This is a genomic window from Microcystis sp. M165S2, assembly GCF_020245885.1.
Lineage (GTDB): Bacteria > Cyanobacteriota > Cyanobacteriia > Cyanobacteriales > Microcystaceae > Microcystis.
This window is the reverse complement of the sequence record NZ_JADBTZ010000329.1, coordinates 1-26,917: the sequence shown is the minus strand read 5'-3', so window position 1 is coordinate 26,917 and position 26,917 is coordinate 1. Positions and strand designations below refer to the sequence as shown.

General features: G+C 39.1%; 15 protein-coding genes, 1 tRNA gene and 2 pseudogenes. 16 read left to right on the top strand and 2 right to left on the bottom strand.

What is annotated here, in order from left to right; all coding sequences use genetic code 11:
• Nucleotides 1-140: 140 nt before the first annotated feature.
• The 13 genes and pseudogenes from IM479_RS16360 to devC form a co-directional block, all read left to right on the top strand.
• Nucleotides 141-287 (top strand): annotated as a pseudogene (locus IM479_RS16360) (IS1 family transposase); the annotation flags it as partial.
• 560 nt (nt 288-847) lie between these two features.
• The gene (locus IM479_RS16355; protein ID WP_287684077.1) at nt 848-5,695 is read left to right on the top strand and encodes a type I polyketide synthase; all 4,848 of its coding nucleotides are present in this window, start codon (nt 848-850) and stop codon (nt 5,693-5,695) included.
• Nucleotides 5,696-5,954: 259 nt separating this feature from the next.
• Nucleotides 5,955-7,715: an aminotransferase class I/II-fold pyridoxal phosphate-dependent enzyme gene (locus IM479_RS16350; RefSeq protein WP_287684079.1), complete on the top strand. Its 1,761-nt coding sequence runs from the start codon at nt 5,955-5,957 to the stop codon at nt 7,713-7,715.
• 59 nt (nt 7,716-7,774) lie between these two features.
• The gene (locus IM479_RS16345; protein WP_287684080.1) at nt 7,775-8,317 is read left to right on the top strand and encodes a hypothetical protein; all 543 of its coding nucleotides are present in this window, start codon (nt 7,775-7,777) and stop codon (nt 8,315-8,317) included.
• The gene (locus IM479_RS16340) at nt 8,317-10,293 is read left to right on the top strand and encodes an AMP-binding protein (RefSeq protein ID WP_287684081.1); all 1,977 of its coding nucleotides are present in this window, start codon (nt 8,317-8,319) and stop codon (nt 10,291-10,293) included. Before IM479_RS16345 ends, IM479_RS16340 begins: the two co-directional genes overlap by 1 nt.
• A gap of 70 nt (nt 10,294-10,363) precedes the next feature.
• Nucleotides 10,364-11,410: a 3-oxoacyl-[acyl-carrier-protein] synthase III C-terminal domain-containing protein gene (locus IM479_RS16335; protein ID WP_287684082.1), complete on the top strand. Its 1,047-nt coding sequence runs from the start codon at nt 10,364-10,366 to the stop codon at nt 11,408-11,410.
• A gap of 75 nt (nt 11,411-11,485) precedes the next feature.
• Complete coding sequence (locus tag IM479_RS16330; RefSeq protein ID WP_287684083.1) at nt 11,486-12,499, top strand: methyltransferase; 1,014 nt, start codon at nt 11,486-11,488, stop codon at nt 12,497-12,499.
• Nucleotides 12,500-12,575: 76 nt separating this feature from the next.
• The gene (locus IM479_RS16325) at nt 12,576-13,760 is read left to right on the top strand and encodes a nitroreductase family protein (RefSeq protein WP_287684084.1); all 1,185 of its coding nucleotides are present in this window, start codon (nt 12,576-12,578) and stop codon (nt 13,758-13,760) included.
• A gap of 50 nt (nt 13,761-13,810) precedes the next feature.
• The gene (locus tag IM479_RS16320; protein WP_287684085.1) at nt 13,811-16,492 is read left to right on the top strand and encodes a PEP/pyruvate-binding domain-containing protein; all 2,682 of its coding nucleotides are present in this window, start codon (nt 13,811-13,813) and stop codon (nt 16,490-16,492) included.
• Between the two features lie 98 nt (nt 16,493-16,590).
• Entirely contained in the window at nt 16,591-19,212 is a 2,622-nt protein-coding gene (locus IM479_RS16315) for an aminotransferase class III-fold pyridoxal phosphate-dependent enzyme (protein ID WP_287684086.1), read from the top strand.
• 51 nt (nt 19,213-19,263) lie between these two features.
• Nucleotides 19,264-19,845, top strand: a complete 582-nt coding sequence (locus IM479_RS16310) for a hypothetical protein (RefSeq protein ID WP_287684087.1) — start codon at nt 19,264-19,266, stop codon at nt 19,843-19,845.
• A gap of 406 nt (nt 19,846-20,251) precedes the next feature.
• Nucleotides 20,252-21,430, top strand: a complete 1,179-nt coding sequence (locus tag IM479_RS16305) for an HlyD family efflux transporter periplasmic adaptor subunit (RefSeq protein WP_287684088.1) — start codon at nt 20,252-20,254, stop codon at nt 21,428-21,430.
• 19 nt (nt 21,431-21,449) lie between these two features.
• On the top strand, nt 21,450-22,607 hold the full coding sequence (gene devC, locus IM479_RS16300; RefSeq protein ID WP_287684089.1) for an ABC transporter permease DevC: 1,158 nt from the start codon (nt 21,450-21,452) through the stop codon (nt 22,605-22,607).
• Between the two features lie 63 nt (nt 22,608-22,670).
• Here devC and IM479_RS16295 read toward each other — a convergent pair.
• A pseudogene (locus IM479_RS16295) lies at nt 22,671-22,778 on the bottom strand (transposase); the annotation flags it as partial.
• A 405-nt stretch (nt 22,779-23,183) separates the two neighbouring features.
• Between IM479_RS16295 and IM479_RS16290 the strand changes: the two are divergent.
• The 3 genes from IM479_RS16290 (at nt 23,184) to IM479_RS16280 (ending at nt 24,882) form a co-directional block, all read left to right on the top strand.
• Nucleotides 23,184-23,903, top strand: coding sequence for a DevA family ABC transporter ATP-binding protein (locus IM479_RS16290; RefSeq protein WP_287684090.1), 720 nt, complete (start codon nt 23,184-23,186; stop codon nt 23,901-23,903).
• A 61-nt stretch (nt 23,904-23,964) separates the two neighbouring features.
• Nucleotides 23,965-24,056, top strand: a tRNA-Ser gene (locus IM479_RS16285).
• Nucleotides 24,057-24,075: 19 nt separating this feature from the next.
• Entirely contained in the window at nt 24,076-24,882 is an 807-nt protein-coding gene (locus IM479_RS16280; protein ID WP_287684091.1) for a radical SAM protein, read from the top strand.
• Here the strand turns inward: IM479_RS16280 and mrdA are convergent.
• On the bottom strand, nt 24,879-26,747 hold the full coding sequence (gene mrdA / locus IM479_RS16275; RefSeq protein WP_287684092.1) for a penicillin-binding protein 2: 1,869 nt from the start codon (nt 26,745-26,747) through the stop codon (nt 24,879-24,881). The genes IM479_RS16280 and mrdA overlap by 4 nt on opposite strands.
• Nucleotides 26,748-26,917 lie beyond the last annotated feature (170 nt).

Genomic DNA, 26,917 nt, shown 5'->3' with positions numbered 1-26,917 from the left:
GAAAATTGTCTGCTCAATTTTTTGATAATTGACCACTGTTACATTTGGTAAATCGAGGAGTTGATCAAAATTTATCCACATAACCCACCTCCTGTTCTGTGTTACTATTATACCATGCTCACACAGAACCTAGAAGAGCCAATACAAGATTACGTCATTACTTAGCCCGTCTTCATCGTAAGACTCTCTGCTATTCAAAATGTGTCAAAATGTTAGAAAATTCCCTACCGCTTCTAATTCATTACCTTAAGTTTAAGGATGTTCCAGTTCCCCACACTTTTGCTTGATTCATCGTAAGGATTCAGGTGTCTCAAATGCAGTCACAGAGCGGCTTCTAAAATCTCAGAACTCGCTAAACTAACAGTTTTATTCTCAATAAGCACGAAAATTAAGGCTTTCAGCGTTTCTTAATGAGAATGAGCATTTGTCCATAATTCCCCTAAATGCTTACACAGCAAGGGGTTGACTGCTTTTTGTATGACCTGAATCCTTACGAGAATTTGAAGTTCTGCTTCCATTTGATTCTCCAAACACTTATTATATTTGTCCTCATTTTATTCTAAAATATCTCGGGATTGTTGTCGGCATTCTAGTTTACATATCATTTAGGCGCACTATATCAGCCCCAACTCTGTTAACTTTTGTTTCGAGCCTGTCAGCCTTTTGGCTTGTGGGTGTTAAGGTTATTACGTGAGTGCCTGACACAAGTGTCGGAAACCCTTGAAATGGCAACGAAAAGCCGCCTCGCCTCTTACTTAGGTAGGTTTAAATGATGACGACAAATCTTAGCCCTTTTTCACCATGGGAGACCGAAATTTCTTCTGGTGATCGATCTGAACCAGTTACATTGGTAAAATTACTTAAATATCGAGCGGTTCATCAACCGAATCAAATTGCTTATCATTTCTTAACAGACAACCAAGATATCCCCGCAAAGCTAACTTATGCTCAATTAGATCGAAAAGCTGGCGCCATTGCTGCTTGTCTTCAACGTTTTCATCCTGAAAATCAATGCGTTCTTTTACTGTATCCTGCGGGTTTAGATTATATCGCCGCCTTTTTTGGCTGTTTATATGCAGGTATGATTGCTGTTCCTGCCTATCATCCTAAGCCTAATCGCTCTTTAGAGAGAATTAAAGCGATAATGAAAGATTCACAGTCAAAAATTGCTTTAACCACTTCTGAGATTAGCCAAAATTTAGAACGCTGTTTTGAGTTTGCTCCCGAACTGAAACACTTATCTTGGTTAACGACGGATCAGATAGATGGAAACCTAGCCGACCAATGGCAAGAGCCTAGGATAAACCCCGAAGATATTGCCTATTTACAATATACTTCTGGTTCAACCTGTACTCCCAAAGGAGTGATGATTAGTCATCAAAATGCCCTGCATAATACTTATGATATGGCTCAAACATGGGATATTTCTGGGGAGAGTGTGATTGTTTCTTGGCTGCCCCATTTTCATGATTTTGGTTTAGTATTTGGTATTTTAGAACCTTTTTACAGTGGCTGTTCTACTTTTTTAATGTCTCCTGAGTCTTTTGTCCAGAAGCCTCAGCGTTGGCTAGAGGCGATCGCCCAATATCGTGGGACTCATACGGGGGCGCCTAATTTTGCTTACGAATTATGTGTTGAGAAAAGTCAATCGATTCGAGATGCTCATCTAGATTTAAGCAGTTGGCGAGTGGCGGTCAATGGGGCTGAACCGATTTATTATGAAACCTTAGAGAAATTTGTCACTGCCTTTGCGTCTTTAGGGGTAAGTTGGGAAACTTTAAGCCCAGGTTATGGACTGGCGGAAGCAACCCTAAAAATCTGTAGTGTGCCACAGGGTCAAGCTCCCCGTGTTCTCGCACTGCAAAGATTGGGGTTAGAACAAAAACGGGTGGTTGAACTTCCTTCATCGAGTCATGAGGAGGCAAATAAAGTCATAGGTTGTGGTCGTCCAATTTTAGGCTGTCAAATTGTTATTGTTGATCCAGAAACTCATATCCCTTGTCCCCCTGATGGCATTGGTGAAATTTGGGTGTCCGGTGCGAGTATTGCTCAAGGCTATTGGCAACGTTCTGAAACCAGTTTTGCAACCTTTCAAGCCTATTTAGAGACAAGGAATGAGGGTCCCTATCTACGAACGGGTGATTTAGGTTTCCTAAAAGACGGTGAACTTTTTGTGATGGGACGATTAAAGGATTTGATTATTATTCGTGGTCGTAATCATTATCCTCAAGATTTAGAGTTGACGGCGCAAAATAGTCATCCTGCTCTCAGACTAGGCTTTGCGGCCGCCTTTGCCGTCACAGTTAATCATCAAGAACAATTAGTATTAACCTTAGAGGTCAAGCGTCAATTTGTTCGCAAGCTTAATACAGAGGAGGTGGTTGAAGCGGTTCGTAGAGCGATTGCAGAGCATCATGAAATAGAAGTTTATGCCGTAGTTTTACTCAAAACGGGTTCAATTCCCAAAACGTCTAGTGGAAAAATTCAACGTTATGCTTGTCGGTCAGGATTTGAACAGTCTAGTTTAACCGTCATTGGTCAATGGCAAGCTCCCATCTTAACCGAAGAAACTGGGAAAGAAACTGGAGAGGAATTTTCTTCGGTTGGTTCATCGGTTTTGTCTGTGGAAGCCATTCGTCAATGGTTAGTAAATTGGTTGAGTGAAAAACGACAGTTAACCCTTAAAGAAATTAATATCCAAGAATCTTTTAGTAATTATGGCTTAAATTCCCTACAAATGGTTAATTTAGCGGCAGATTTAGGGAAATTGCTCGATAAAAACGTTTCTCCCACCTTACTTTGGGACTATCCGAGCATCAGCGAATTAGCGGATTATTTAGGGGAAAAAACAGGGACTTCTCCTGTTCAATCCCAAACCTCTCAGTCTGAGCCGTCTGATTCAGCGATCATTGAGGATGCTATTGCCATCATCGGTTTAGGTTGCCGTTTTCCCAATGCTAATAACATTAATTCTTTCTGGTATCTTTTATCTCAAGGTATTGATGCCATTCGTCGCTTACCTTCAGAAAGAAGCGAAAGTTTGCATCGTACGATGCCTGATCATCATCCTGCTTTATGGGGCGGATTTTTAGATCTAGTTGATCAATTTGACTCGTCGTTCTTTGGCATTGCTCCTCGCGAAGCTGCTCGCATGGATCCTCAGCAAAGATTACTTCTAGAAGTGGCATGGGAAGCCTTTGAAAATGCTGGGGTTGTCCCAGATCAGTTAGCGGGTAGTCGTACAGGCGTATTTGTCGGGCTGAGTACGAATGATCATTCTCATATCCTATTACGGAATCCTGAAAACCTTGATGCCTATGTGGGAACCGGTAGTGCCAATAGTATGGTTGCCAATCGGTTATCCTATCTGTTGGATTTACGTGGACCGAGTATGACTGTAGATACGGCCTGTTCCTCCTCTCTGGTAGCAGTTCACATGGCTTGTCAAAATCTCAAAAACCATGAATCCGATTTAGCCTTAGCGGCTGGCATTAACTTGATCTTAACCCCTGATTTAACATTAGCGTTATCTCAAGCTCAAATGATGTCCCCAGAAGGACGTTGTAAGACTTTTGATGCCGATGCTGATGGTTATGTTCGAGGAGAAGGTTGCGGTGTGGTTGTCCTCAAACGTTTAAAAGATGCTATGGACGATGGAGATGCTATTTATGCAGTGATTCGGGGGTCAGCGATCAATCAAGATGGTCGCAGTAATGGCATTACTGCGCCGAATGGACTGGCTCAACAATCGATAATTCGTGAAGCTTTGGCCAAAGCACAAATTAAACCCGAACAAATTAGTTACATAGAAGCTCACGGGACAGGAACGCCTCTGGGTGATCCGATTGAAGTGGATGCGCTCAAGGCGGTTTTTGATAGCAATCGCCCTGTAAATCATCCTTATTGGGTGGGTTCAGTCAAAACGAATATTGGGCATCTAGAAGCAGCAGCCGGAATTGCTGGTTTAATTAAAGTGGCTTTATGCCTACATCATCGAGAAATTCCAGCGCATCTTCATTTAAAACAGGTAAATCCTCATATTTCTTTAGACAATACCTCTTTAGAATTTGTTAAAACCCATCAACCTTGGGTGACGAACACCGATAGTCTCTATGCAGGGGTCAGTTCTTTTGGTTTTGGGGGAACAAACTGTCATGTCGTTTTACAAGAAGCCCCACAATTGTCAGTTACTTCTGATGTAAAAGCTGATCTGCCTTTATTATTCACCTTATCAGCGAAAAATGAAAGTAGTTTACAGGCTTTAGTTGCTCATTATACTCAATGGCTAACTGAGCATCCTAATAATTCTTTGGCAAATTTGTGCTTCACCACAAATACAGGTCGTTCCCACTTTTCCCATCGTTTAGCGGTGGTAGCGAAGACTCAAGAAGAATTAAAGATCAAACTTCAGAGATTGATCTTGGGTGAATTTTCTAAAGGAGTTACTAAAAATGTCTTTAATGAGCGAAATGTCACAAAAATCGCCTTTTTATTTACAGGTCAAGGTTCACAGTATGTCGGTATGGGGCAACAATTATGGGAAACTGAACCGATTTTTCAAGAAGCTTTCCGTCAATGTGAAGCCTTATTCCGCCCTTATTTGTCTGAGTCTTTGTTATCTGTTATTTACCCTCAAGAGCCAAGATCAACACTCATTAATCAAACACAATACACTCAGGCGGCTCTTTTTAGTTTTGAGTATGCACTGGCCAAACTCTGGCAAGCTTGGGGGATTCAACCAACAGCAGTCATCGGTCATAGTTTAGGGGAATATGTCGCGGCTTGCATTGCTAATGTATTTAGCTTAGAAGATGCGGTTAAATTAGTGGCAAAACGGGGTCAATTAATCCAGCATCTGCCTGCTAATGGGACCATGGCTATGGTGGCTCTTCCTGCTGATAGCGTTGTGCCTTACTTAGACTCTTATCAACAGAAAGTCGTGATTGCTACCCGTAACAGTCCTCAAAATACGGTAATTTCGGGAGAAAGTATAGCCGTTAACCAAATTGTTGAAATGCTAAGACTTCAAGGAATTGCTACTAAAATCCTTTCTGTTTCTCATGCGTTTCATTCTCCTTTAATGGTTTCTATCATTGAGGAATTTGCAGAAACGGTTAAGCAAGTTACTTTCAACGTCCCTCAGATTTCCTTAATTTCTAACTATACGGGTCGAGTCGCTTATTCTGAAGAAATTTGCCAAGCAGATTATTGGTGTAATCATCTACTCCATACAGTTGATTTTCAAGGTGGACTACAATCTTTAGTCAAGTTAGGAGTTAACGTTTGCCTAGAAATTGGTCCCAAACCGACCTTAGTAAGCATGGGTAAACAGTGTGGTTTCAAAGATGTCATCTGGTTAGATTCGGTTAAGTTAGGTGAAGAAAATTGGCAAACTTTAATCAACACTTTAGCTATCTTATACACTGAAGGTTGTCGAGTGAATTGGGCGAATCTGTATTGTGATGCTACTTATCAAAAGTTGCATCTGCCGACTTATGCTTTTAACCGTAAACATTACCCAATCCTAACTGTAAATCATCATGCTAATAAAGAAAAAGACGAATCTTCAATCTTACCTGTTGTTCAACCGGAAGAAGCTAAGATTTTAAATTCTCCTTCGAGTCAATTGTTGGAAGTTCTTACTCAACAGGCTGAAGCGTTAATTGTACAAAGCAAAATCTTACTAAGTCGTTAGACTGACCTTAATTTATCGACTTCTTGCCAGATTCCGACATTTAGTAATCCTAAAAACAATGGATATTTGTTGTCTCAACTATTGAGATCAAGTTTCTGGTTGATAGGTCTAATACGGCGGTTTCTCTATCCATCTGGCACAGACAACTCCTTATTAGATCAGCCTTTCCACTTAGAAGATGTACCAGACTGAGCCTGAATCCGCCGTAATCCCTATCCGAAAGTAATCTTGACTTTTGATTTTTAAGAGGTTTCACGATATGTCGTTTAATTCTCCTTCTTTGTCTTCTTCTGATTCACTTTCCGGTCTGCCACCGAAGATTTTAGAATTGTTGAGCAAGCAAGCTGAAGCCATAGCCCTTCAAAGCAAAGTTTTACTCAAACAACATCAACAATTAACCTGTGCAAATGACCCATCCTTTCCTTTATCATCGCCAAGACAAGGCTTACAGACTTCTCCAATTTATCAAGATAATTCTCCATCGGGATTGTCTGCTACTGCTCAATTTCAAAGTCCTGAAGAAATTCGGTTAATTTTATGGCAAATTATTGCTAAAGTTAGCGGGTTTCCTCAAGAAGAAATTCAGTTACATCATCATCTTGTTGAGAATCTAGGACTTGATTCTTGGATGTTAGCGCAACTTTTACACCATCTCAAAAACACCTTTTGTCTTGCGTCTAATATGCCTATTCAACCCACTATGAAGGTAGAACAAGTTTTAGAACAACTGCTGTCACTTAATAATATTAATCCAACAGTTTCTCTCCCTACTCCTACGCCTATTCCTTTATCTTCTCTAAAAAGTTCTGTTTCTCCTCAAGAGCGTCATCAAACTATTGAAACTTCTCCTGCTTATTTAGCTTTACAAGAAAGAGAACATTTAATTAGTTCATATACTCAATTAAACCCTTATTTTCGCACTCATGAAGGCGTAAATAGTAATAGGGTTATTATTGAGGGTCGAGAACTGATTAATTATTCGAGTTATAATTATGTGGGAATGTCTGGTGATCCTCAAGTGAATGAAGCAGCTAAACAAGCCATTGAACATTATGGAACTTCCGTTTGTGCCAGTCGAATTATTGGTGGTCAAATTCCTTTACATCAAGAATTAGAAAGTAAAATTGCTGAATTTATTGGGGTAGAAGATTCAGTGGTTTATGTGTCAGGCCACGGAACTAATGTTTCTACTATTGGCCATCTATTTGGAGAAGGCGATTTAATTCTTCATGATGCTTTAAGTCATAATAGTGTCATTGTTGGCTGTATTTTATCGGGCGCACAAAGACAGGCTTTTCCTCATAATGATTGGCAAGCTTTGGAAAATACCCTCAAAACTTTACGCCCTTACTATAACAAAGTGTTAATCGTGATTGAAGGGGTTTATAGTATGGATGGAGACATTCCAGATTTAGCGAAATTTGTTGAGGTTTCTAAGGCCAATAATGCTTATTTAATGGTGGATGAAGCCCATTCTTTAGGGGTGTTAGGCAAACGAGGCAAAGGAATTACTGAATATTGTAATGTTGATCCCAATGAAGTAGATTTTTTGATGGGAACATTAAGTAAAACCCTAGCCAGTTGTGGCGGTTATATTGCCGGCCGTCAAAACCTTATAGATTTTCTCCGAAAAACATCCCCTGGGTTTATTTTTAGTGTAGGAATTCCAGCCGCTAATGCTGCTGCTTCTTTAGAGGCGATTAAGCTTCTTGAAGTTGAACCTGAAAGGGTCAAAAAACTACAAGATAATTCAAACTTGTTTCTCACTTTAGCCAAAGAAAAGGGATTAAATACTGGAAACAGTGCTAACTCTGCTGTAGTGCCAATTATTGTAGGAGAATCTTCGGTATGTTTAAAACTGTCAGAAGCCCTCTTTAAAAGAGGAATTAATGTGGACGCTATTTTGTATCCCGCCGTCGAAAAAAATGGGGCGAGAATGCGCTTTTTTATTACTAGCGAACATAGCCAAGAACAAATTTCTTATACTGTGAATACTTTAGCAGAAGAAATTCACAATTAGCTCTAAAATGAAGGTACAAATTCTACTACTTTGTTTCTTAACATTAAGGAGAAATTTAGATGATTCCCCAACAGTGGTATCCTATTTGTAAGTCGGAAGAAATTCAAGGCAAAAAACCGCACGCCTTACACCGTTTTACAAAAATTGGGTCGGTTCTAGAACCTTATGAAGTTACCCTCAAAAATGACTGTATTAGGACCGAGGGAAAATTAAGAAAATCCTCTAATCAAGAGTCTAATTTTAGCTTCAAGTTAAAGATGAGATTCCCTAATCTCACTTGGATTCAGTTGTTACCCAAAATTTATTTTATTGTGGTAGCAACTCCTATAGATAAACAAAATAGTTGGGTAATAATTCGTTATTATCAAGACTATATTTGCGATCCTTTTTTGGGTTATTTATTTGCTTTATTGCTAGTTACATTTGAAGTGCAAATAGCTCAAAAACAACAAGACATACCCATTCTAAAATCCATTACACCGCAACAACCCGATCCTCATACCTATCATTGGGTTGCCGCCGATCAAGCGATAGTCTATTACTATCAATTAAAGGCAAAATTATCGAATAAAAGCAAAATTATCGAAGGAGATGACAAATAATGTCTAGCAGTCTTCCCTTTTCCACTTTAGTTGAACTACTCCGTTGTCGGGCCTCTCAACAGCCGCATCAAATGGCTTATACTTTTCTCCCCGATAATCATCAAGCTCCTGATACTCTTACCTATGATAAGTTAGATCAAGAAAGTCAAGCGATCGCTTCTAAGTTGCAAATGTGGCAAGCAACAGGCGAAAGGGCTTTATTAATCTATCCTCCCGGTTTAGATTTTCTTTCTGCTTTTTGGGGGTGTTTGTATGCAGGCGTTATTGCCATCCCAGCCCCTCCACCTGATCCCCTTCGGCTAAAACGAACCCTACCTCGACTCAAAGCAATTATTCAAGATTCTCAAGCGACTATAATCTTAACAACCAGTCATATTTACTCTCATTTAAAGTCACAACTGACTGAGTTATCAGACTTACAATGGTTAGCCAGTGATCAAATTGCTAAAGCTAAGTCAACTGATTGGCAAATGCCTTCTTTCAAAGGAGATGATCTAGCTTATTTACAATACACTTCTGGTTCAACTTCTACGCCCAAGGGAGTCATGATTAGTCATCAAAATGTTCTCCATCACTCTCAATATATTCAACAAGCATGGGGATATACTTCAGAAAGTATTGCTGTGACTTGGATGCCTTATTTTCATGATTACGGATTAATTGATGGTTTAATTCAACCACTTTACACAGGAATCCCTTGTTATATTCTGTCTCCTCTAGGCTTTATCAAACGTCCTTTAAGATGGTTAGAAACTATTTCTCGTTACAAAGCAACCCACACCCAAGGTCCCAATTTTGCTTATGAATATTGTCTTCATAATATTACAGAAGAAAAAAAACACAACTTGGATTTAAGTTTTCTAAAAACAGCTAGTAATGGTGCAGAATCTATTCGACCCGAAACGGTGGAGAAATTTATTAAAACTTTTGAATCTTGTGGATTTCGATCTGAGGCTTTTTATCCTGCTTATGGATTAGCAGAAGCAACTCTTTTAGTCACCACTAAACCCCATGATACACAACCCCGAATTAAGGAAATTATTGACCCAGAAGATTCGACGAAAAAAAACCGTAGAATAGTGAGTTGTGGCCTGCCCGTTGGTGAGATGAATGTGATTATTGTTAATCCAGATACCTTGTCGCTCTGTTCTGCTTCAGAGATGGGAGAGATTTGGATTAATGATCCAAGTGTAGCCCAAGGTTACTGGCAAAATTTAGAAGCAACAGGAATGACTTTTAAAGCCTATCTTAAAGAGACTGAACAAGGTCCTTTTTTACGCACAGGAGACTTAGGATTTATCGAAAAGGGCGAACTTTTTGTGACTGGTCGTTTAAAAGATTTAATTATTATTGGTGGTGTGAATCATTATCCGCAAGACATCGAATGGACAGTAGAAAAAAGCCATTCAGCCATTCGTTTAAACAACTGTGCTGCGTTTTCCATTGATGAGAATGGATTAGAAAAAGTAGTAATTCTAGCAGAAGTAGAACGCCGGACTTCGGATTTTCCCACAGTAGTGGAGGCGATTCGTCAAGCTGTCGATGACCATCATGAGCTAGAAGTGGCTGCGATTTCTCTTCTCAAACGAGGATCGATTCTCAAAACATCAAGTGGTAAAATACAGCGTCAGGGCTGCCGTCAAGCTTTTTTGGGAAAATCTCTTGATAGGGTTTTTGAATGGAACAAAAATCAAGAAATTCAAGCTTTAAACCAGCGTTTTGCTTCGGTTTCTGCAACAGAAATAAAAGCTTGGTTAATAGCCTATCTGTCCAAAGAGTTAGAAATTAATCCGCAAGAGATTCACCAAAAAATTTCTTTTATTGATTCGGGTCTTAGTTCTTCCGAAATTTTGTTCTTGTCTGCTGATTTAGAAACTTGGTTGGGTTATCCAGTTTCCCCCACAGTCATTTTTGATTGTGAGACGATTGAAGGTCTTAGTATTTATTTGAGTCGTTATCAAACTGTTCCTAGTTAGCCCTTTATCTCTATCTTGTCGAAATTGTTGAACTTAACTGTATTTATCCTGTCTATTTAGGAGTTTTCCCATGAAATTAGAATCAGTAAAAGTGGTACTTCCCTCACGCAAAGTTAGTAATGAGGACATTATTGAATTAATTGGCAAACATAGTATAGCTACTTTTGAAGGTAATCTTGATAAAACTCTAGATAATATTTTGTTTTATCTAAAATATTCGGGTTCTCAAAATCGTAATTGGTTAGGTGATGGTGAAACACCAATTGGATTACTGACTCAAGCAGTTAATCAAGCATTAGCGGAAGCTAATTGTGATAACTCAGACATTGACTTGTTAATTTACACTGGAATTGATCGAGGCTTTATTGAACCGGGGGGGTCTTATATGGTTGCCCATTCATTAGGAATGAAAGAAGTTCATTGCTTTGATATTCTAGATGCTTGTATGAGTTGGACTCGTGCTATCTACATTATTTATACTTTACTACAAACTGGGGCTTATAAACGGGCATTAGTCGTTAATTCAGAATTTAACTTACGAGATGATGGCTATGTTTATCCAAAGGTTTTTAGCTTAACAAATGAGGAGCAAATTAACTGGTCTTTTCCAGGTTATACTTTGGGGGAAGCAGCGACGGCTACGGTTATTTCTTATGATCCCAATAATCCTTGGGAATTTAATTTTCGTTCCCGTACCGATTTAGCTGATTTGTGTACTGTTCCTTTAGAGAGTTACCAGAAATATTATTCTTCTAATTCGCCCAAAGTTGGTCTAGATGGATTCAATCGCTTCACGTCTTTTGGTAATGATTTGCATCTTAATGCCTCACAAGAATTAAAAGTTGTTTTAGAACAACTCAAAACCCCTCTAGATGAAGTTAAGATTGTTTTTCCTCATGCATCTTCTAAAAAAGCTTGGGATGATGTAGCTGAAATTTGTGGTATTAAACATTTAATGTGGCATATCTATCCCACTTGTGGCAATTTAGTTTCTGCTTCAGTCCCAGGGGGGATGGCTACCGCTATTCAGCAAGGCAAAGTTCAACGAGGTGATCGCATTGTTGGCTGGGTGGGAAGTGCCGGAATGTCATTTTGTTCTTATTCATTTATCTACTAATTATCTGAACGAATTAAGTTAAATTTCCATTTCTCTCTTTCAAATTAACGTCATTTCTAACAGGAGTTATTTCTGATGAATTTTCTCGATATCCAAGAATTAATCATTGCTGGCTGGAAAACACAAACCCTTTTCTCCGCTCTAGAATTAGGGATTTTTGAACAATTATCCCAACAGGCAAAAACGGTGGAAGAACTGGCTCAAGACTGTCAATTTTCTCCCGTTAGCGGTAAAAAGCTTCTTACTGCCTGTGTTGCTCTAGGACTCCTCACTAAAAAGGATAACACTTACCAAAATAGTCCTGTATCTCAAGAATTATTAGTCTCAGGAAATCCTATTTATCTAGGGGATGTTGCTTTGCATATCCGAGATATTCTTCCTCTGTGGAATAAACTGACGGATGCCGTCAAAGAAAATAGTAATCGTTGGCAACAAGTGACTGGCTCTGAAGCAGGACATTTTTCTAGTTTATATCAAGATACTAATCAGTTAGAGCATTTCCTAAAAACGATGAATTTGTATAATCAAGAAACCGCTGCTGCTGTCGCTCTCAACTTTGATTTTTCCCCCTATAACCATTTACTAGATATTGGGGGTTCTACAGGGGTTTTTGGTCAAACGATTGTTTCTAAGTTTCCTAATTTAAAAGTCACCGTTTTTGACTTGCCCGAAGTCTGCAAAATAACAGATCAGTACATCAAAGAGGAGTACTATTTAGAGGGAAAAATGTCAACTTGTGCAGGAAATTTCTTAAGTAATCACCCTTTGCCGAAAGGATTTGATATTATTTATCTTGGTTGGGTTCTTCATGATTGGCCTCATCATATCCAATTAGACATTCTTGAAAAATGTTATCAGGCTTTACCAAACGTTGGTGTTCTTTTGGCAACAGAGGCATTAATTAATCAAGAAGAAACGGGTCCATTATTAACGACTTTACTCTCGTTAGATATGTTAGTTTCAACTGATGGAGGAGGTGAAAGTACAGAGGAAGAATATAAAGAACGTTTTAGTAAAGTTGGCTTTAAGTCGGTAGATATTGTTTCTTTACCAACCATGCGAGACTTAATTGTCGGGGTCAAAAAGTAAGGCACAATAGAATTAAAGATTGGGTAGGCTCTGCCTACCTTTAACGAGAGCAATCAACAATTCAAACAATGGAACTATGAAAACATCTCCTTCGTTATCCTTAAGATTTCAATCAGAAATTAATAGAGCGGTTTCCTTAGCCAGTTTATCTCCTTCTTCTCATAACTGTCAGCCTTGGGAAATTATTCAAGTAATCCAAAAAGATTCACAATTGATTTTAGAGAGTTTTCTTCAAGAACATACGGCAGCAGTTCTTCCTAATGGTAACAATAATATTTATCTAATTCTAGCTTTGAATCAAGAAAAATGTCTTTGTAGTTTAGAAAGTCACAATCTAGAAATGTTACTAAGTTGTGGTGCATTTTTAGAAAGTTTAGTGATCGCTTTAGCCTCACAATCTCTTTCAGGAACAACGATTTGGCATAATTCCGAGATAACTCAAAACCCTTTACCCAAATCTCTCAAAATTCCTAGTTATTGGATTCCCTTCACTGTGCTAACTATTCAATTTGAACCTGATGTTTTAACACCGAACATCGAAGAACTAATTCAACAATTTAGCAAACGAATTACTCATCGTAGTCCTTATGATAGTAATTTACCAAAAGTTGTGCTAGATGAGTCCCTCTTTGACTTAAAAAGTTATGCTTACCCTAACACTTTTTCTGAGATTGAAATAACGGTTATTAAAGAAAGAGAAGTGATAGACTCAATGGCTAAATTTGTCAGTCATTATGGGGAGATTGAGTTTACAAAAGCTGAGGTTTGGAGAGAAACCTATCAATTTATCCACTTTACTAAGCAAGAACAACATGAATATGGATTTCCGATTGAGCAACTATTAAAAAAAGGCTCTCAAAGTTTTGGTTTTTTGTTAAAAATTTTACTGAACCCTTACTGTATGAATTGGCTAAAGTATTTAAGATTACCTCATCTTTTGGCTTCTGAAATGGGAAAACTTGTCAAAGCATCCCCTCTCTTGATTTATCTTAATTTTAAAACCGAGTATCCTTCTTTAAAAATGCAGTTAGAAGGAGGTGCACTTTGGTTGAACTTTTGTTTAAATGCGACTAAAATGGGATTAGCTATTCACCCCGTTAGCGTTATTTTACAACATCCACATCTACGTCAGCTATTTCAAAAAAGCTATCATTTACCCCAAGGACGGGGCTTTTTCTTCTGTCGTTTGGGGCAACCAATGCAAACTTTTTCTCCTGTTTTAAAACGGAAAAACCTGAGTCAAGAAATGTTGACCATTTAGCTAATTATTACTCTTGTCATCTTTTTTTACATTCCTTTAGGAGATCATCCATGACCACCCATATTTTAGAATTAGGTACAATTTCTAAAACACAAAATTCCTTAATTGGGGGAAAAGCCAAAAATCTTAATCAGATGATAAAAGCAGGATTTCCGATTCCCAAAGGATTTGTCATTACTTGTGATAGTTACCATCAATTTTTGGAAAGTGGTCAACTTGTAGAATTAATTCAAGAAAACATTAATCAGACTAATCAAAATGCTTTGCAATCTCAATTTAAAACAATTGAAAATGCAATTTATAATTCAGCTATTCCTCTAGACTTACTCACAGAAATTAATCAAGAATATCAAAAATTAAATAGTGAATCAGTCGCCGTTCGATCTTCTGCTATTAGTGAGGATTCTAATCAATATTCATTTGCAGGACAATTTGAAACTTATCTTAATATTACTAACGAAGAAGAATTACATAAAGCAATTATTAAATGTTGGAGTTCATTGTGGTCAAATCGAGCCTTAGTGTATCGAAGTTTAAATCAAAAAATAAGTGAATCAGAACCGATTGCTGTGGTGGTTCAGCAAATGGTTAACTCTCATATTTCTGGTGTTATTTTTACTCGAAATCCAGTCAGCAATCAACCTAATCAGTTTTTAATTGAAGCCAGTTGGGGTCTAGGAGAAGCCATTGTTTCTGGGAAAACCATGACAGACTCCTTTATCTTTGATGTAGCGTCTCAATCAATTAGTGATCAGACAATTAACTATAAACTAAATATGTGTGTTTTTGATGCTGATCAAGGAGTTGCCACTGTTAAAGTTCCAGAAGAAAAACGCAGTCTAAGAACGCTTTCGGAGGAACAAATCGTTGAATTAGCCCAACTAGCCCAACAAATTCGAGATTTCTATCAAGCTGAACAAGATATTGAATGGGCGTTTGATGGAGAAAAATTTTATATTTTGCAAAGTCGTCCTATCACTACCTTAGAATCCAGTCAAGCTGTCAAAGAAGAACAGAAATATCTTAATTCTCAAGCTTTATATACTTGTTTAGATATAGGTGAATCTTTTACTGGCACTTTTACTCCTTTGGGAGAATCTTTTGCAAGATATTATGTTCACAATACTCATCAAGGAATTTTAAAAGCGTTAGGAATACGGGATATTGGTAATCCTAAAAAATATGGTTTTTTTCTCTTTGGTCGAGCTTATTTAGATGTTTCTTACTTTGCCTATTTATATGCTCAATGTTTTCTCTTTAGAGATCAAAGTAAGTTTTTAAAGCGGTTTGCCAGTGAAGAAGTTAAGATCACAACCTATCAAAATCCTCATGGATTAGGACTGAAAGGATGGGACTATTTTCGCTCAAATTGCTTTTATGTCAAGACCTTAATCAGGGATTTATTAACTTATCGCAAAAAATCGAAAACTTGGCTAAAAAATCGTCCCGTTATTTCCGAAAAATTTATGAATTTAGATTTAGCTAATTTATCACTTTATGACTTGAGAGAAAAGCTAAGAGAAGCCTATCAATATTATCACGATAGTTGTGTTTTATATGGTACTCCTTATATTGGAGCTTTCGCTTTTTATGATGTTTTAAAAGAAATTTCTGAAAAGTGGTTTTCTCAAGAAGATGAATCGATTCCTGAATTAATTAAAGCAGGAGCTTCTGAATTACGTACAACAGAGATGATTGAAGCTATTGAAGATTTGGCCTTAGAAGCTCGAAAATCTTCTGCTCTAAAACAATTAATTCTCAACGATTCTCCCCCCAATATTGTTAAAATCATCGAACAAAATCCTGAAGCGAAAACTTTTTACCAAAAATACAAGCTTTTACTGCAAGAACATGGAGTGAGAGCGCATCAAGAAATGGAATTGACACATCCTCGATGGTTGGATGATCCTACCTATATTTTTACAACACTTAAAACCTATTTACAGCAAGACAATTATGAAGTTCTGACGACAAGGACTAATCGTAATAATCAACGTATTGCTCTAGCCAAGCAAACCTTAAAAAAACTGCCTTGGTGGCAACGTAAAATTTATCAGTTTCTCATGAATTCTTATCTCAAATTAAGTCAGCTAAGAGAAGAAATGAGAATGTGTTTTATTCAAGGAATTTGGATGAATCGGGTCCTTGTGATAGAAGTTGCTCGTCGTTTAGTGGCTAATCATATTCTTCAAACCTTAGATGAAGTTGCTTTTATTACTTATGAGGATATTTTGCTTTATGTTTCTGGGCAAGAATCTGCTGAAAATTTATTTTCACGCCAGAAAATTGCGCAAAATCGTCGCCGTCATCTAATCAATCAGCAAATTCCCACTCCTCCCTTAACCTTTATTGGTTATTGGGATCCAGCGACTCACCTCAATCAGAAACTGGATCATCATTGTCTTGTTGGTGTTGGTAGTAGTCCGGGGCGAGTAGTCGGGAAGGCTCGTATTATTCTCAATTTAGAAGAACAAATGGATGAATTTGAACCAGGGGAAATCCTGATCACCTGTTTTACCGACACAGCGTGGACACCTCTTTTTAACCTAGCCACCGCCGTTGTTGTAGAGATTGGCTCACTCCTTTCTCATAGTTCTATTGTCGCTAGGGAATTAGGAATTCCAGCCGTTGTTAACACAAAGGTTGCTACTCAGGTAATTCGGACAGGAGATACATTAGTGGTTGATGGAAATGAAGGAAAAGTTTATCTTCAATCTCAATCTCATCCGTAATTAGAGGATTGTCTGAGGTAGATACTATAAACCCAGTGATGCCATTCAGTATTTGAACTCTCTATTCTATTATTTTTGTAACAGTAGGACTTAAAAGTATGCTCGGATTTCGTTTTTTGAATTTCCTGATCTTCACCCTTGTTTATGGTGTTTCCTATCTATACCAAACTTGGGGCAAAACCCCTAATGAAAAAAAAGAGTTACAAGGTCAAATTTTATCAGACTATTTAATTAGTATGGGGCCTATCTATATTAAAATAGGGCAAATTTTAGCGACTCGCTCAGATTTAATTTCTGATACCATTGCTGAAAAACTCCGTCGCTTGCAAGATAATGTTCCCAGTATGAATGAAGCGGATACAAAAAAGATTATTGAGCGAGGTTTAAAACAGCCGTTTGAAACCGTTTTTCAAGACTTTTCTTTTAGACCAGTGGCCAGTGCTTCAATTGCCCAAGTTCATCAAGCAGAATTAAAAACAGGACAAAAGGTGGCTGTTAAAATTGTCAAAAAAAACGTCCGCCGAGACCTACAAGAAAATCTTAAAGTAATGGGTTTTGTTGTTAAAATTGTAGATCGTTTGATTCCGTCCGTTAAATCTCTCAATTTACCCATTCGTTTTCGAGAATTATCTCGATTATTAATTGCTCAAACCGATTTTATTCAAGAAGCTGAAAAACAATCCCGAATTTACCTTAATTTCAAAAATCATCCCTATGTCAAAGTTCCCTTATTAGTTTCTGAATTGTGTACTAATGATTTGCTAGTAATGGAGTTTATCGAGGGAATTCCGGGTAAAGAATCTTATCGCTGTCACCTTTCCCCTCAACAACTCGCTCGCCGTTTCCAAGAAACCATTTATACTATGTTATATTTAGATGGGATTTGTCATGGTGATCCCCATCCAGGGAATATCTTCTTTACTGAAGATGGTCAAATTACTTTAGTTGATTTTGGTATTACGGTAGAATTAAGCGAAGATGAAAAATGGGGATTATCTTCTTTTTATTACGCCTGTACTCGTAAAGAATGGGAGTTAGCTGTTGAACGATTTACCCAACATTTTGTCATCAAAAAAGAGCAGGTTTTTGAGCGTTGGTCTGATTACCATAAAGAAATCGAAGCCGTTTTAAGAAAACATTTTAATGATCAAACAGAACGATGGTCAACGATTAGTTATTTTCAAGATGTAAATCAAGTTTTAAAGCGATATCAAGCTGAATATACGACAAACTTTACGAAAGTTGAATTAGTTTTTCTTTCTTGTGAAGGATTTGCTAGTCAAATTGACCCAGAAATTGATATTTGGGCGAATGCTCAAAAATTCACAGATCGCTATTCTCCTTACATGAATCCTAAGGTTAAACATAACTTTGATATTTATTTTGCTGAGGCTAATCCTCAAGCCTTAGCTTTACGAGATCGGGCAAAAAATGCTCTAGTTGCTCCCACTCACTTAGACCGTTATTTCTTCCCTAGCACTTATCCTTTATTTGTTAAAGAAGCAAAGGGGTCTCATTTAATTGATGTTGATGGTAAAAAATATGTTGATCTCGCTTGTGGATATGGCCCTCATATTTTGGGTTACAGTCATCCCGTGATTAATCAAAGTTTAACGGAAGCCATTCTTAACGGGGGTGTAAATGCGATGGGAACACTCCCCGAAATTGAATTAGCAGAGGCTATTGTTGAAGCCCTACCCGGTGCAGAAAAGGCGATATTTTCCAATTCAGGCACAGAATCAATTTTGCAAGCGATTCGATTATGTCGAGCTTATCGTCATCGGGATCGAGTGGCTAAATTTGAAGGTCATTATCATGGATTTTCTGATCAAGGCATGGTGAGTTCTTGGTTTCGCTTTACAGGAAACAAAGAAGCCCCTGAACCCATTAAGGGAACCTTAGGCAGTCATTCAGAAATCGTCAAAAATACCTTGGTTTTACAATATGCCCATCAAGCGAGTTTACAAAGATTGCGAGAACAAGCAGACAGTCTCGCTTGTGTGATCTGTGAACCCATGCCAACGGCACTTGCTGATTACGATCTAGAATTTTTAACGAAACTCCGAGAGATTTGTGACCAATTTGATTTACCATTAATCTTTGATGAAGTAGTCTCAGGTTTTCGAGTTACTTATGGAGGAGTACAAAATTTAACAGGAATTGTTCCTGATTTAACTTGTTTGGGGAAAATCATTGGTGGAGGATTGCCGGGAGGATGTGTTTCTGGAAAAGAACTACTGATTAATATTGCCAAAAGTTCGGAAGATCCCTTTCGCGATTATGAAAGTAAAGTGTTTGTAGGAGGAACAATGAGCGGGAATTCGTTGACCTGTACGGCTGGTTTAGCTGCATTAAGTTATTTAAAATTACATCCTGAAATCTATACTCGTTTAGCGGAACAAACCGAGTGGTTAGCTCACCAACTAAAAACCATTGCAGAGGCTCATCAAGTTCCTTTTCAAGTGAAAGCCAATCGTTCTATTTTTTCTCTAACTTTTAGCTATAAAAAAGCTCAATTTTATCGAGAAAAACAAGCAGGAAGCAATTTTAAAGCGAATTTAGCTCTTGCTTATTATATGCGAAAGTATGGGGTTTATATGCCAGAACTTCATACTTTAATGTTGAATGATGCCCATTCTCAAGAAGACTTAGAAACGGTTATTCAAGCCTTTGATAACAGTCTTTATGAAATGGTTAAAGATGGCTTTTTTGTTCTCTAGAATCATCCAGGTTACTTGTTTTATTTATTAATTTTAGCAGGAATTTCCAGAATGAATACACTCAATAGTAATCTGAAAAAGCCCAGAAAAGGACTATTAGGAAGTTGGGATATGGTGGTCGGTCCCGGCATGTCTTTTCAAGAAACATGGATTTGTCTTATTCCGACCCTTTTAGCCACTGTCTTGATTCCTATTTATGCCATAATTAATCATTTTGGCTGGAATATTTGGCAATTATTAATCATGGCTTTTCTGGCCTTTGATTTGGTAGGAGGAGCTATTGTTAATGTCTCAGAGACTACAAAATGTTGGCATCATTCTCCTCAACACAATTGGCGTTATCACTATGGATTTATTGCGATTCATCTGCATCCTTTTTTGGTGGCATGGCTTTATGGAGGAAGTTGGCCAGAAGCCACCATCGCTTATGGCTATTTACTAATAGCAACCCCCTTGATCTTATTTGTTCCTTGTCGTCTGCAAAAATCAATAGCAATTACCCTATATTTAGGAGGATTAGTTTTATCTCATTATCTATTTCAAGGAATTGAGGGAATGGGTTGGTTTCTTCCGGTTTATTTTCTTAAGTTGTTTGTTAGTTATCTTCCAGAAGACTCTAATCGGTCTCTGTAGTAGAATACTCTATAGGAATTCTTTTTTGGAGAATCCCATTTTGGAAAAAACGTACCTAAAATAGGATAGATTTACGGCTCTTCGTTACTTGTTATGGTTCGATCGGGGGGCATAAATCGACTAAATCCTTATCTGGCAAGAGACTTAATTGATTAGTTCGCTCTAGATAAAAAACAATTGACAAAAATCGCTAAATGCCTTTCTATATAAGGGTTCCATCCCTTATAAACCCCGTCCATTGCATAACACAAACCGAAGAGCCAGATTTACTTGAATTATGAACAAAGAATCGATGAACTTTCCAAAGATCAAATTTTTAAAAGGCAAATGGCTGATGATTTGTGTTATTATTGGGGCTTTGTCAACTGGGATACTCGGACTACTATCTGTTACCCAATTCTCCAATTTGACAATTTCTGAAACAAAAACTGAGTCCTCTGAACCAGAATCGCCTGTAATCTCAATAACTGCTTTAGGACGAATTGAACCTCAAAGCAAAGTCATACAAGTCTCTGCAACCATTCCTCTAGAAGGAGCGCGTTTAGAAAAACTTTTGGTCAATGAGGGGGATACAGTCAAAACCGGGCAAATTATTGCCATCTTGGATAGTTATGAACGAGAACAATCCGCTTTAAAATTGGCCCAAAAAAGGGTTCAAGTCGCTCAAGCTCGTTTAAATCAAGTTCAAGCAGGTGCTAAAATCGGAGCGGTACAATCTCAATCAGAAACCGTAGAACTTTTCAAAGCAGAATTGGAAGGCCAAATAGCTTCTCAGCAGGCTAATATTGCCAGTCTAAAATCTCGTTTAACTGGAGAAGTACAAGCCCAAAAAGCCACCATTGAACGGATAAAATCTGAGTTCAAGAATGCCCAAACTGAATGTCATCGTGCTGAGATGTTATATAAAGAAGGAGCGGTTTCCAGTTCTTCTAGAGATAATACTTGTTTACAAAAAGATGTTTTTCAAGAACAACTCAATGAAGCTGGGGCTAATTTACTCACAATTACTACAACTTTACAACAACAAATTAAAGAAGCCAAGGCAACTTTAAACCGTACCATTTTAACTACTCAAAAGCAGATTCGTTCTGCTCAGGCAACCTTAGAAGAAATTAAAGAAGTTCGGCCTGAAGATATCGCCTTAGCTATGGCTGAACTAGAGGAGGCAAAAGTAGCAGAAACCCAAGCAAAAACGAATTTAGCCTTAGCTTCTGTAAAAGCGCCCGTAGATGGGCAAATTCTTCAAATTCATACTTTACCTGGGGAAACAATTAATAGTCAAGGAATTGTAAAAATGGGTCAAACTCAAAAGATGGAAGTGGTTGCTGAGGTTTATCAAACAGATATTCAACAAATTAAATTGGGTAAAAAAGTAATTATTAGCAGTGATTCTTTTGGAGAAAAGTTAGAGGGAACGGTTAAACAAATTGGTTTATTAGTTCAAAAACAAAATATTTTTAGTAATGATCCAGGTGCTGATGTTGATCGTAAAGTAATTGAAGTGAAAATTGCGCTTGATCCAGAAACCAGTCGAAAAGTTCAAAATTTCACCTATTTACAAGTTCAAGTTGCCATTCAACTCTAAATTTAGTTAAGTAAAAACCATGATTTTACTACTTACTTTTGCCCTTCTTCAAATTGTCCGTAATAAGACTCGTTTATTGGTAGCTTTAGCGGGAATTGGGTTCGCTGTCATTCTCATTTTTCTTCAGTTAGGGTTCATGAATGCTCTCTATGAAGCTGCAATGGCCCCTCATAAAAGTATCAAAGCCGATTTGGTATTATTAAATACTCAATCTAAAGTATTATTTGCTCTAGAAAGTTTTCCACGGGAAAGAATTTATCAAGCTCAACGAGTGAAAGGGGTTAAGTCAGTGGCTTCTTTGTATGTTGGTCTAGGTCAATGGAAAAATCCTGATAATCACACGAAACGATCTTTGTTGGTTTATGCTTTTGATCCTGCTCAATCTGTATTTAAATTTCCCGAAATAGTCAACAATTTAAATGATTTAAAGATGGCAAATCGAATACTTTTTGACAAATTATCTCGACGAGAATTTGGTGCCATTGCCAAAAATTTTAATCAAGGATATCAGGTTAGCACAGAATTAGAAGGAGTACGAGTTGAAGTAGCAGGATTATTTAGTCTAGGAGCTTCCTTTGCAGCAGACGGTAATGTTATTACCAGTGATTCAACTTTTTTACATATTTTTAAAGGTCGCAGCATTAAGAAAATTAATGTTGGATTAATTACTCTAGAACCTAACGCTAATCCCCAAGCCGTGATTAAAACCCTAACAAAAATTTTACCCAATGACGTAAAAGCAATGACTCTCGAAGATTTTGCCTTATCCGAAAAACACTATTGGGAAACGAGTGCGGCCATTGGTTTTATTTTTGGCTTAGGTGTAATAATGGGCTTTATGGTAGGGGCAATTATTGTTTATCAAATTCTTTATGCAGATGTTTCTGATCATCTTGCTGAATATGCAACTCTCAAAGCAATGGGTTACCCTCATTCTTTTCTGCTTAATGTTGTTTTTCAGGAGTCTTTAATTCTTGCTGTTTTGGGATATATTCCAGGTTTCTTGATTTCAGAACTTATGTATGATTTAACTAGACGAGATACTAACTTACCTGTATTTATGACTCCTAGTTTAGCACTGTTCGTTTTAGTTCTTACAATTGCAATGTGCTTTTTAGCAGGCACGATTGCAATGCGAAAACTACAAAGTGCTGATCCCGCTGATATCTGCTTCTGATGCCTGGTGGTTTCATAAAAGCTGCTCGTTTCTCCTTATTTTACCCTATTTTTCACTTTTATCATACTTATTTGAAATCACTATATCTACTTTACCCTCTCGTTTAGCACCCATCCAAAGTCTTAAAGCTTTATTACGGATGAATTGTACCGTACGAATAGTATCATCAATGGCAGAACACTAACTCGGTTTGACCACTGCTTTCATTTCTAAGATAATCATTGTTTATCGACCTCAAACAACTTATTTTGTACCAACAAACTTTGCACAAAATTGTTAAGGTTTGATCGTGCTTTGCCGATGCTCAATTAGTCATGGTTTTATGCCATCTGTAAAACTGAGGGTATTCAACATGACATTTTTGATAAAATCTTTCGATTTTTTGAGGTACCCTTAACTTATAATTTTCAAAGACTTGTCTTCTGGGAGAGTCGAACCGTGGGTCAGTTGTCTTTAAATATCGGTAAAATCGCCACAAAAGACCAATATTTGCCCCGAGAATTAAATTCTCATTCCTCCAAATAGCTTTAACTTGTGATCTTATTGAAGTATACTATATTTTTCGAGGTTCTCATAATGCTGATTTTTCAAAAAGAGCGAGAATTAGGGAATTTTAGCCCTAACGAACCCGTAATTGCCATTAAAGGCTTAAATCACTATTTTGGCACGGGGGAATTAAAAAAACAGGTTTTATACGATATCGATCTGGAAATTAAAGCGGGGGAAGTAGTAATTATGACCGGTCCTTCGGGATCGGGGAAAACTACTTTATTGAGTTTAATGGGAGGTTTGCGATCGGCACAAGAGGGCAGTTTAAAAATTCTCGGCCAAGAAATGTTAGGAATTGCTAAGGGCAAAATGCTGAAAATTCGCCGTCAAATTGGCTATATTTTTCAAGCACATAATTTACTAAAATTCCTCACAGCGAAACAAAACGTGAGGATGTCTTTGGAACTGCACGAGGAGTTTTTAGAACAAGATCTCGATCGAAAAGCCACGGCAATTCTAGAGTCAGTGGGTTTAGGTGACCGCGTTGATTACTATCCCCATGATCTATCGGGGGGACAAAAACAACGGGTTGCGATCGCTCGCGCCCTCGTCAGTCATCCCAAATTAGTCCTCGCTGATGAACCGACCGCGGCCTTAGATAAACAATCCGGGCGCGATGTGGTGGAAATCATGCAGAAATTGGCAAAAGAACAAGGTTGCACGATTTTACTTGTCACCCACGATAACCGGATTCTCGACATCGCCGATCGCATTGTCAACATGGAGGATGGTCGTTTAAGCGATTAACTGCCCAAAAATTACTTGCCAAAAATTGGCCTTTCATGTTAGACTAAAATAATGTCATCTTGGAGAGGTGGCAGAGTGGTCGAATGCGGCAGATTGCTAATCTGTTGTACGAATCGTAAGACCGTACCGAGGGTTCGAATCCCTCCCTCTCCGTGTTTTTTCGGTATGTTCGATGACTGCTCGCCATGATTATTTCTGCTCCGTATATGGTCCGGTTGCCTCTTGGCGTTTCGGCAGTTCCCTGGGCATTGATCCGATTGGTTTAGTTTCCACCTGTTCCTTTAACTGTGCCTACTGTCAGTTAGGAGAAATTGAGCAAAAAACCGAGCAACGAAAAACTTTTATCACCAGCGAACAAATTAGCAGGGATTTAAGGGATTTTGCTCCTTGGGATGTGGATATAGTCACTCTCAGTGGTAGCGGGGAACCCACCCTCGCCCTCAATTTAGGGGAAATACTGGCCACCGTCAAGGAAATGACCAGGCGGCCGGTGGCGGTCTTAACCAATAGTACCCTCTTGGGAGATGCCCGAGTGCGTCAAGACTTGAGCAAAGCTGATATCGTCGCCGCTAAAATCGATGCTGTTTCCGAAGCCCAATGGCGACGGGTTAACCGTCCAGTCCCCGGCCTGGATTGGCAGATTCTTTGGTCGGGATTAAGACAATTTCGCCAAGAATGGTCGGGAAAACTAGCAATTCAAACCATGGTGCTGGCCTCTTGGTCGCCCCAAGATCAAGACCAGTATATCGATTTGATGCAACAGCTACAACCGGATGAAATTCAACTTAACACCCCGACCCGTCCCCGGGCAAGACAAAGACAATTAGAAACCCGCGGTAATAATCCCCTCACCGCTGCCGACGGAATGCAAATTCTCAAACCCGTAAACGCTGAAATATTGGCAATTTGGGCGCAAAAAATTGCCACGGCCACGGGAATTACCGTACGCTGTGTGCCACTTACCGCCACAGGTCTCTAAGGCTTTGGTTTTTCTTCTTTCGGCTTCACATTAAAATAAGCCTCCATTACCTGACGTACCATAGGTGCGGCCACTTTACCACCACCACCGCCGGAATGTTCCGCAAAGGCGACCACGACAATTTCGGGCTTGTCGAAGGGCGCGAAAGCTCCAAACCAAGCGTGGGACTTCCCGGGAGGTGCTTCTGCCGTGCCGCTTTTGCCCGCTACGGGCGGTAAAGCGGGGTCCGATAGGGCCCGACCCGTTCCTTCCGCTACCACGGCTCTCAGGGACTTTCTCAGGGTGTCTAGGGTGCTAGGTTTCATGTTCAAAGACTTTCGCCATTCCTTAACATCGCGGGCATCCTGTAAAAGGTGCGGTTTCACCAAAAAACCACCGTTAGCGGGGACAGCAAACATCACAGCTACTTGTAGGGGAGTTGCGAGGGTAAATCCTTGACCGATCGACATATTAATCGTATCCCCTACGGACCAATCCCAGTTTTTAAAATTACGCAGTTTCCAATCGCGATCGGCAATTAACCCCGGAGTTTCTTCCGCTAATTCTATACCGGTTTTCTGACCGAAACCGTAGCGCCGAGCCATGGCAATTAAAGCCGGACCCCCCACCCCGCGACCAATTTGACCGTGAAAAGTGTTACTACTCATAGCCATGGCCCTGACAAAACCGATCGGCCCAAAACCGGCGTGATTCCATTCTCCAAAAGCTGTCCCCCCCACATAAAGGGCGGCAAAGGTATTTAAGACCGTATTGGGGGGAAATTTACCCGATTCCATGCCGGCAGTGGCAGTGACGACTTTAAAGGTGGAAGCGGGGGGGAATCCTTGCAGAGCGCGGTTAACAAAAGGGTTGCCCTCCGCTTGTAGTTTTTTCCAAGTGGTGGTGGTAATTGGGGCCGAGAACACATTGGGATCGAAACTAGGATAACTGACCATGGCCCGCACGGAACCATCCCGGGGATCGATCGCCACGATCGCACCTTTGCGTTTTCCTAAAGCGGCCTCGGCGGCTTTTTGGAGTTTTAAATCTAGTGTCAGGGTGACATCTTGCCCCGGTTTAGCAATTTTTTGGCCGAGAATTTGGATTACTTGTCCCGATCCGTTGACCTCTAACTGCATTCCCCCCCATTCTCCCCGCAATTTTGACTCGTAGGCGGCTTCTACACCCATTTTACCGACGACATCTCCCAATCGGTAGCCCTGGGGTCTTTTGGCTTGATATTCCTCCGGGGTTAGTTCCCCGGTATAACCGAGAATATGCGCCCCGATTTTGCCATTGGGATAGTAGCGCACTGATTCCACGTCCACTTCAATGCCGGTTAATTCGTCTTTGTATTCCTCTAGGGCGATAATTTGGCCTGGAGTTAAACCCCTAGCGATGCGGATCAGGGTGGAGGGGTTTTCGTCCGCTTCGTTAATGCGTTTTTCTAGGTCGCTTTTGGGAATGCCTAAAATACTGGCTAAACGGTCAAGATTGAGTTTTTGAGCGGGATTACGCTGGGATTTCGGCCAAATATAGGCCGCATGGGTTAAGCGGGCCGTGGCCAAAACTTTGCCATTGCGATCAAATAAGTTGCCCCGGACTGGGGGTTTGGGAAGAATGCGAATCCGGTTATTTTCTGCCCTTTCTCGGTTAATTTGTCCTTGCTGCAGTTGTAAATATGCCAAGCGTGAGCCGACTCCTCCTAGCAGGACAATGCTAATTAATCCCATAATTAGCCATGACTGACGCTGACGACCGACTAGACGCTCTTTATCTGTGATTTTATTCTGTAATTTATTCGGCGATGGCCGCTTCGGCGAGTTGAGCGGTTTTTTCGGTTTTAGTTTGACTTTGGTTTTTGATAGGAGTCCGCTATTACGCATTTGCTTAAAGTTAAAAGTTTAAAAGTTATTAGGGCAGTTATCAGTTATCAGTTATCAGTTATCAGTTATCAGTTATCAGTTATCAGTTATCAGTTATCAGTTATCAGTTATCAGTTATCAGTTATCAGTTATCAGTTATCAGTTATCAGTTATCAGTTATCAGTTATCAG

Excerpts from the sequence above, each read along its gene's own strand:
- IM479_RS16350 (WP_287684079.1), top strand. The coding sequence starts at position 5,955 with ATGTCGTTTAATTCTCCTTCTTTGTCTTCTTCTGATTCACTTTCCGGT.
- IM479_RS16345 (WP_287684080.1), top strand. The coding sequence starts at position 7,775 with ATGATTCCCCAACAGTGGTATCCTATTTGTAAGTCGGAAGAAATTCAA.
- IM479_RS16340 (WP_287684081.1), top strand. The coding sequence starts at position 8,317 with ATGTCTAGCAGTCTTCCCTTTTCCACTTTAGTTGAACTACTCCGTTGT.
- IM479_RS16335 (WP_287684082.1), top strand. The coding sequence starts at position 10,364 with ATGAAATTAGAATCAGTAAAAGTGGTACTTCCCTCACGCAAAGTTAGT.
- IM479_RS16330 (WP_287684083.1), top strand. The coding sequence starts at position 11,486 with ATGAATTTTCTCGATATCCAAGAATTAATCATTGCTGGCTGGAAAACA.
- IM479_RS16325 (WP_287684084.1), top strand. The coding sequence starts at position 12,576 with ATGAAAACATCTCCTTCGTTATCCTTAAGATTTCAATCAGAAATTAAT.
- IM479_RS16320 (WP_287684085.1), top strand. The coding sequence starts at position 13,811 with ATGACCACCCATATTTTAGAATTAGGTACAATTTCTAAAACACAAAAT.
- IM479_RS16315 (WP_287684086.1), top strand. The coding sequence starts at position 16,591 with ATGCTCGGATTTCGTTTTTTGAATTTCCTGATCTTCACCCTTGTTTAT.
- IM479_RS16310 (WP_287684087.1), top strand. The coding sequence starts at position 19,264 with ATGAATACACTCAATAGTAATCTGAAAAAGCCCAGAAAAGGACTATTA.
- devC (WP_287684089.1), top strand. The coding sequence starts at position 21,450 with ATGATTTTACTACTTACTTTTGCCCTTCTTCAAATTGTCCGTAATAAG.
- IM479_RS16290 (WP_287684090.1), top strand. The coding sequence starts at position 23,184 with ATGCTGATTTTTCAAAAAGAGCGAGAATTAGGGAATTTTAGCCCTAAC.
- IM479_RS16280 (WP_287684091.1), top strand. The coding sequence starts at position 24,076 with ATGACTGCTCGCCATGATTATTTCTGCTCCGTATATGGTCCGGTTGCC.
- mrdA (WP_287684092.1), bottom strand. The coding sequence starts at position 26,747 with ATGCGTAATAGCGGACTCCTATCAAAAACCAAAGTCAAACTAAAACCG.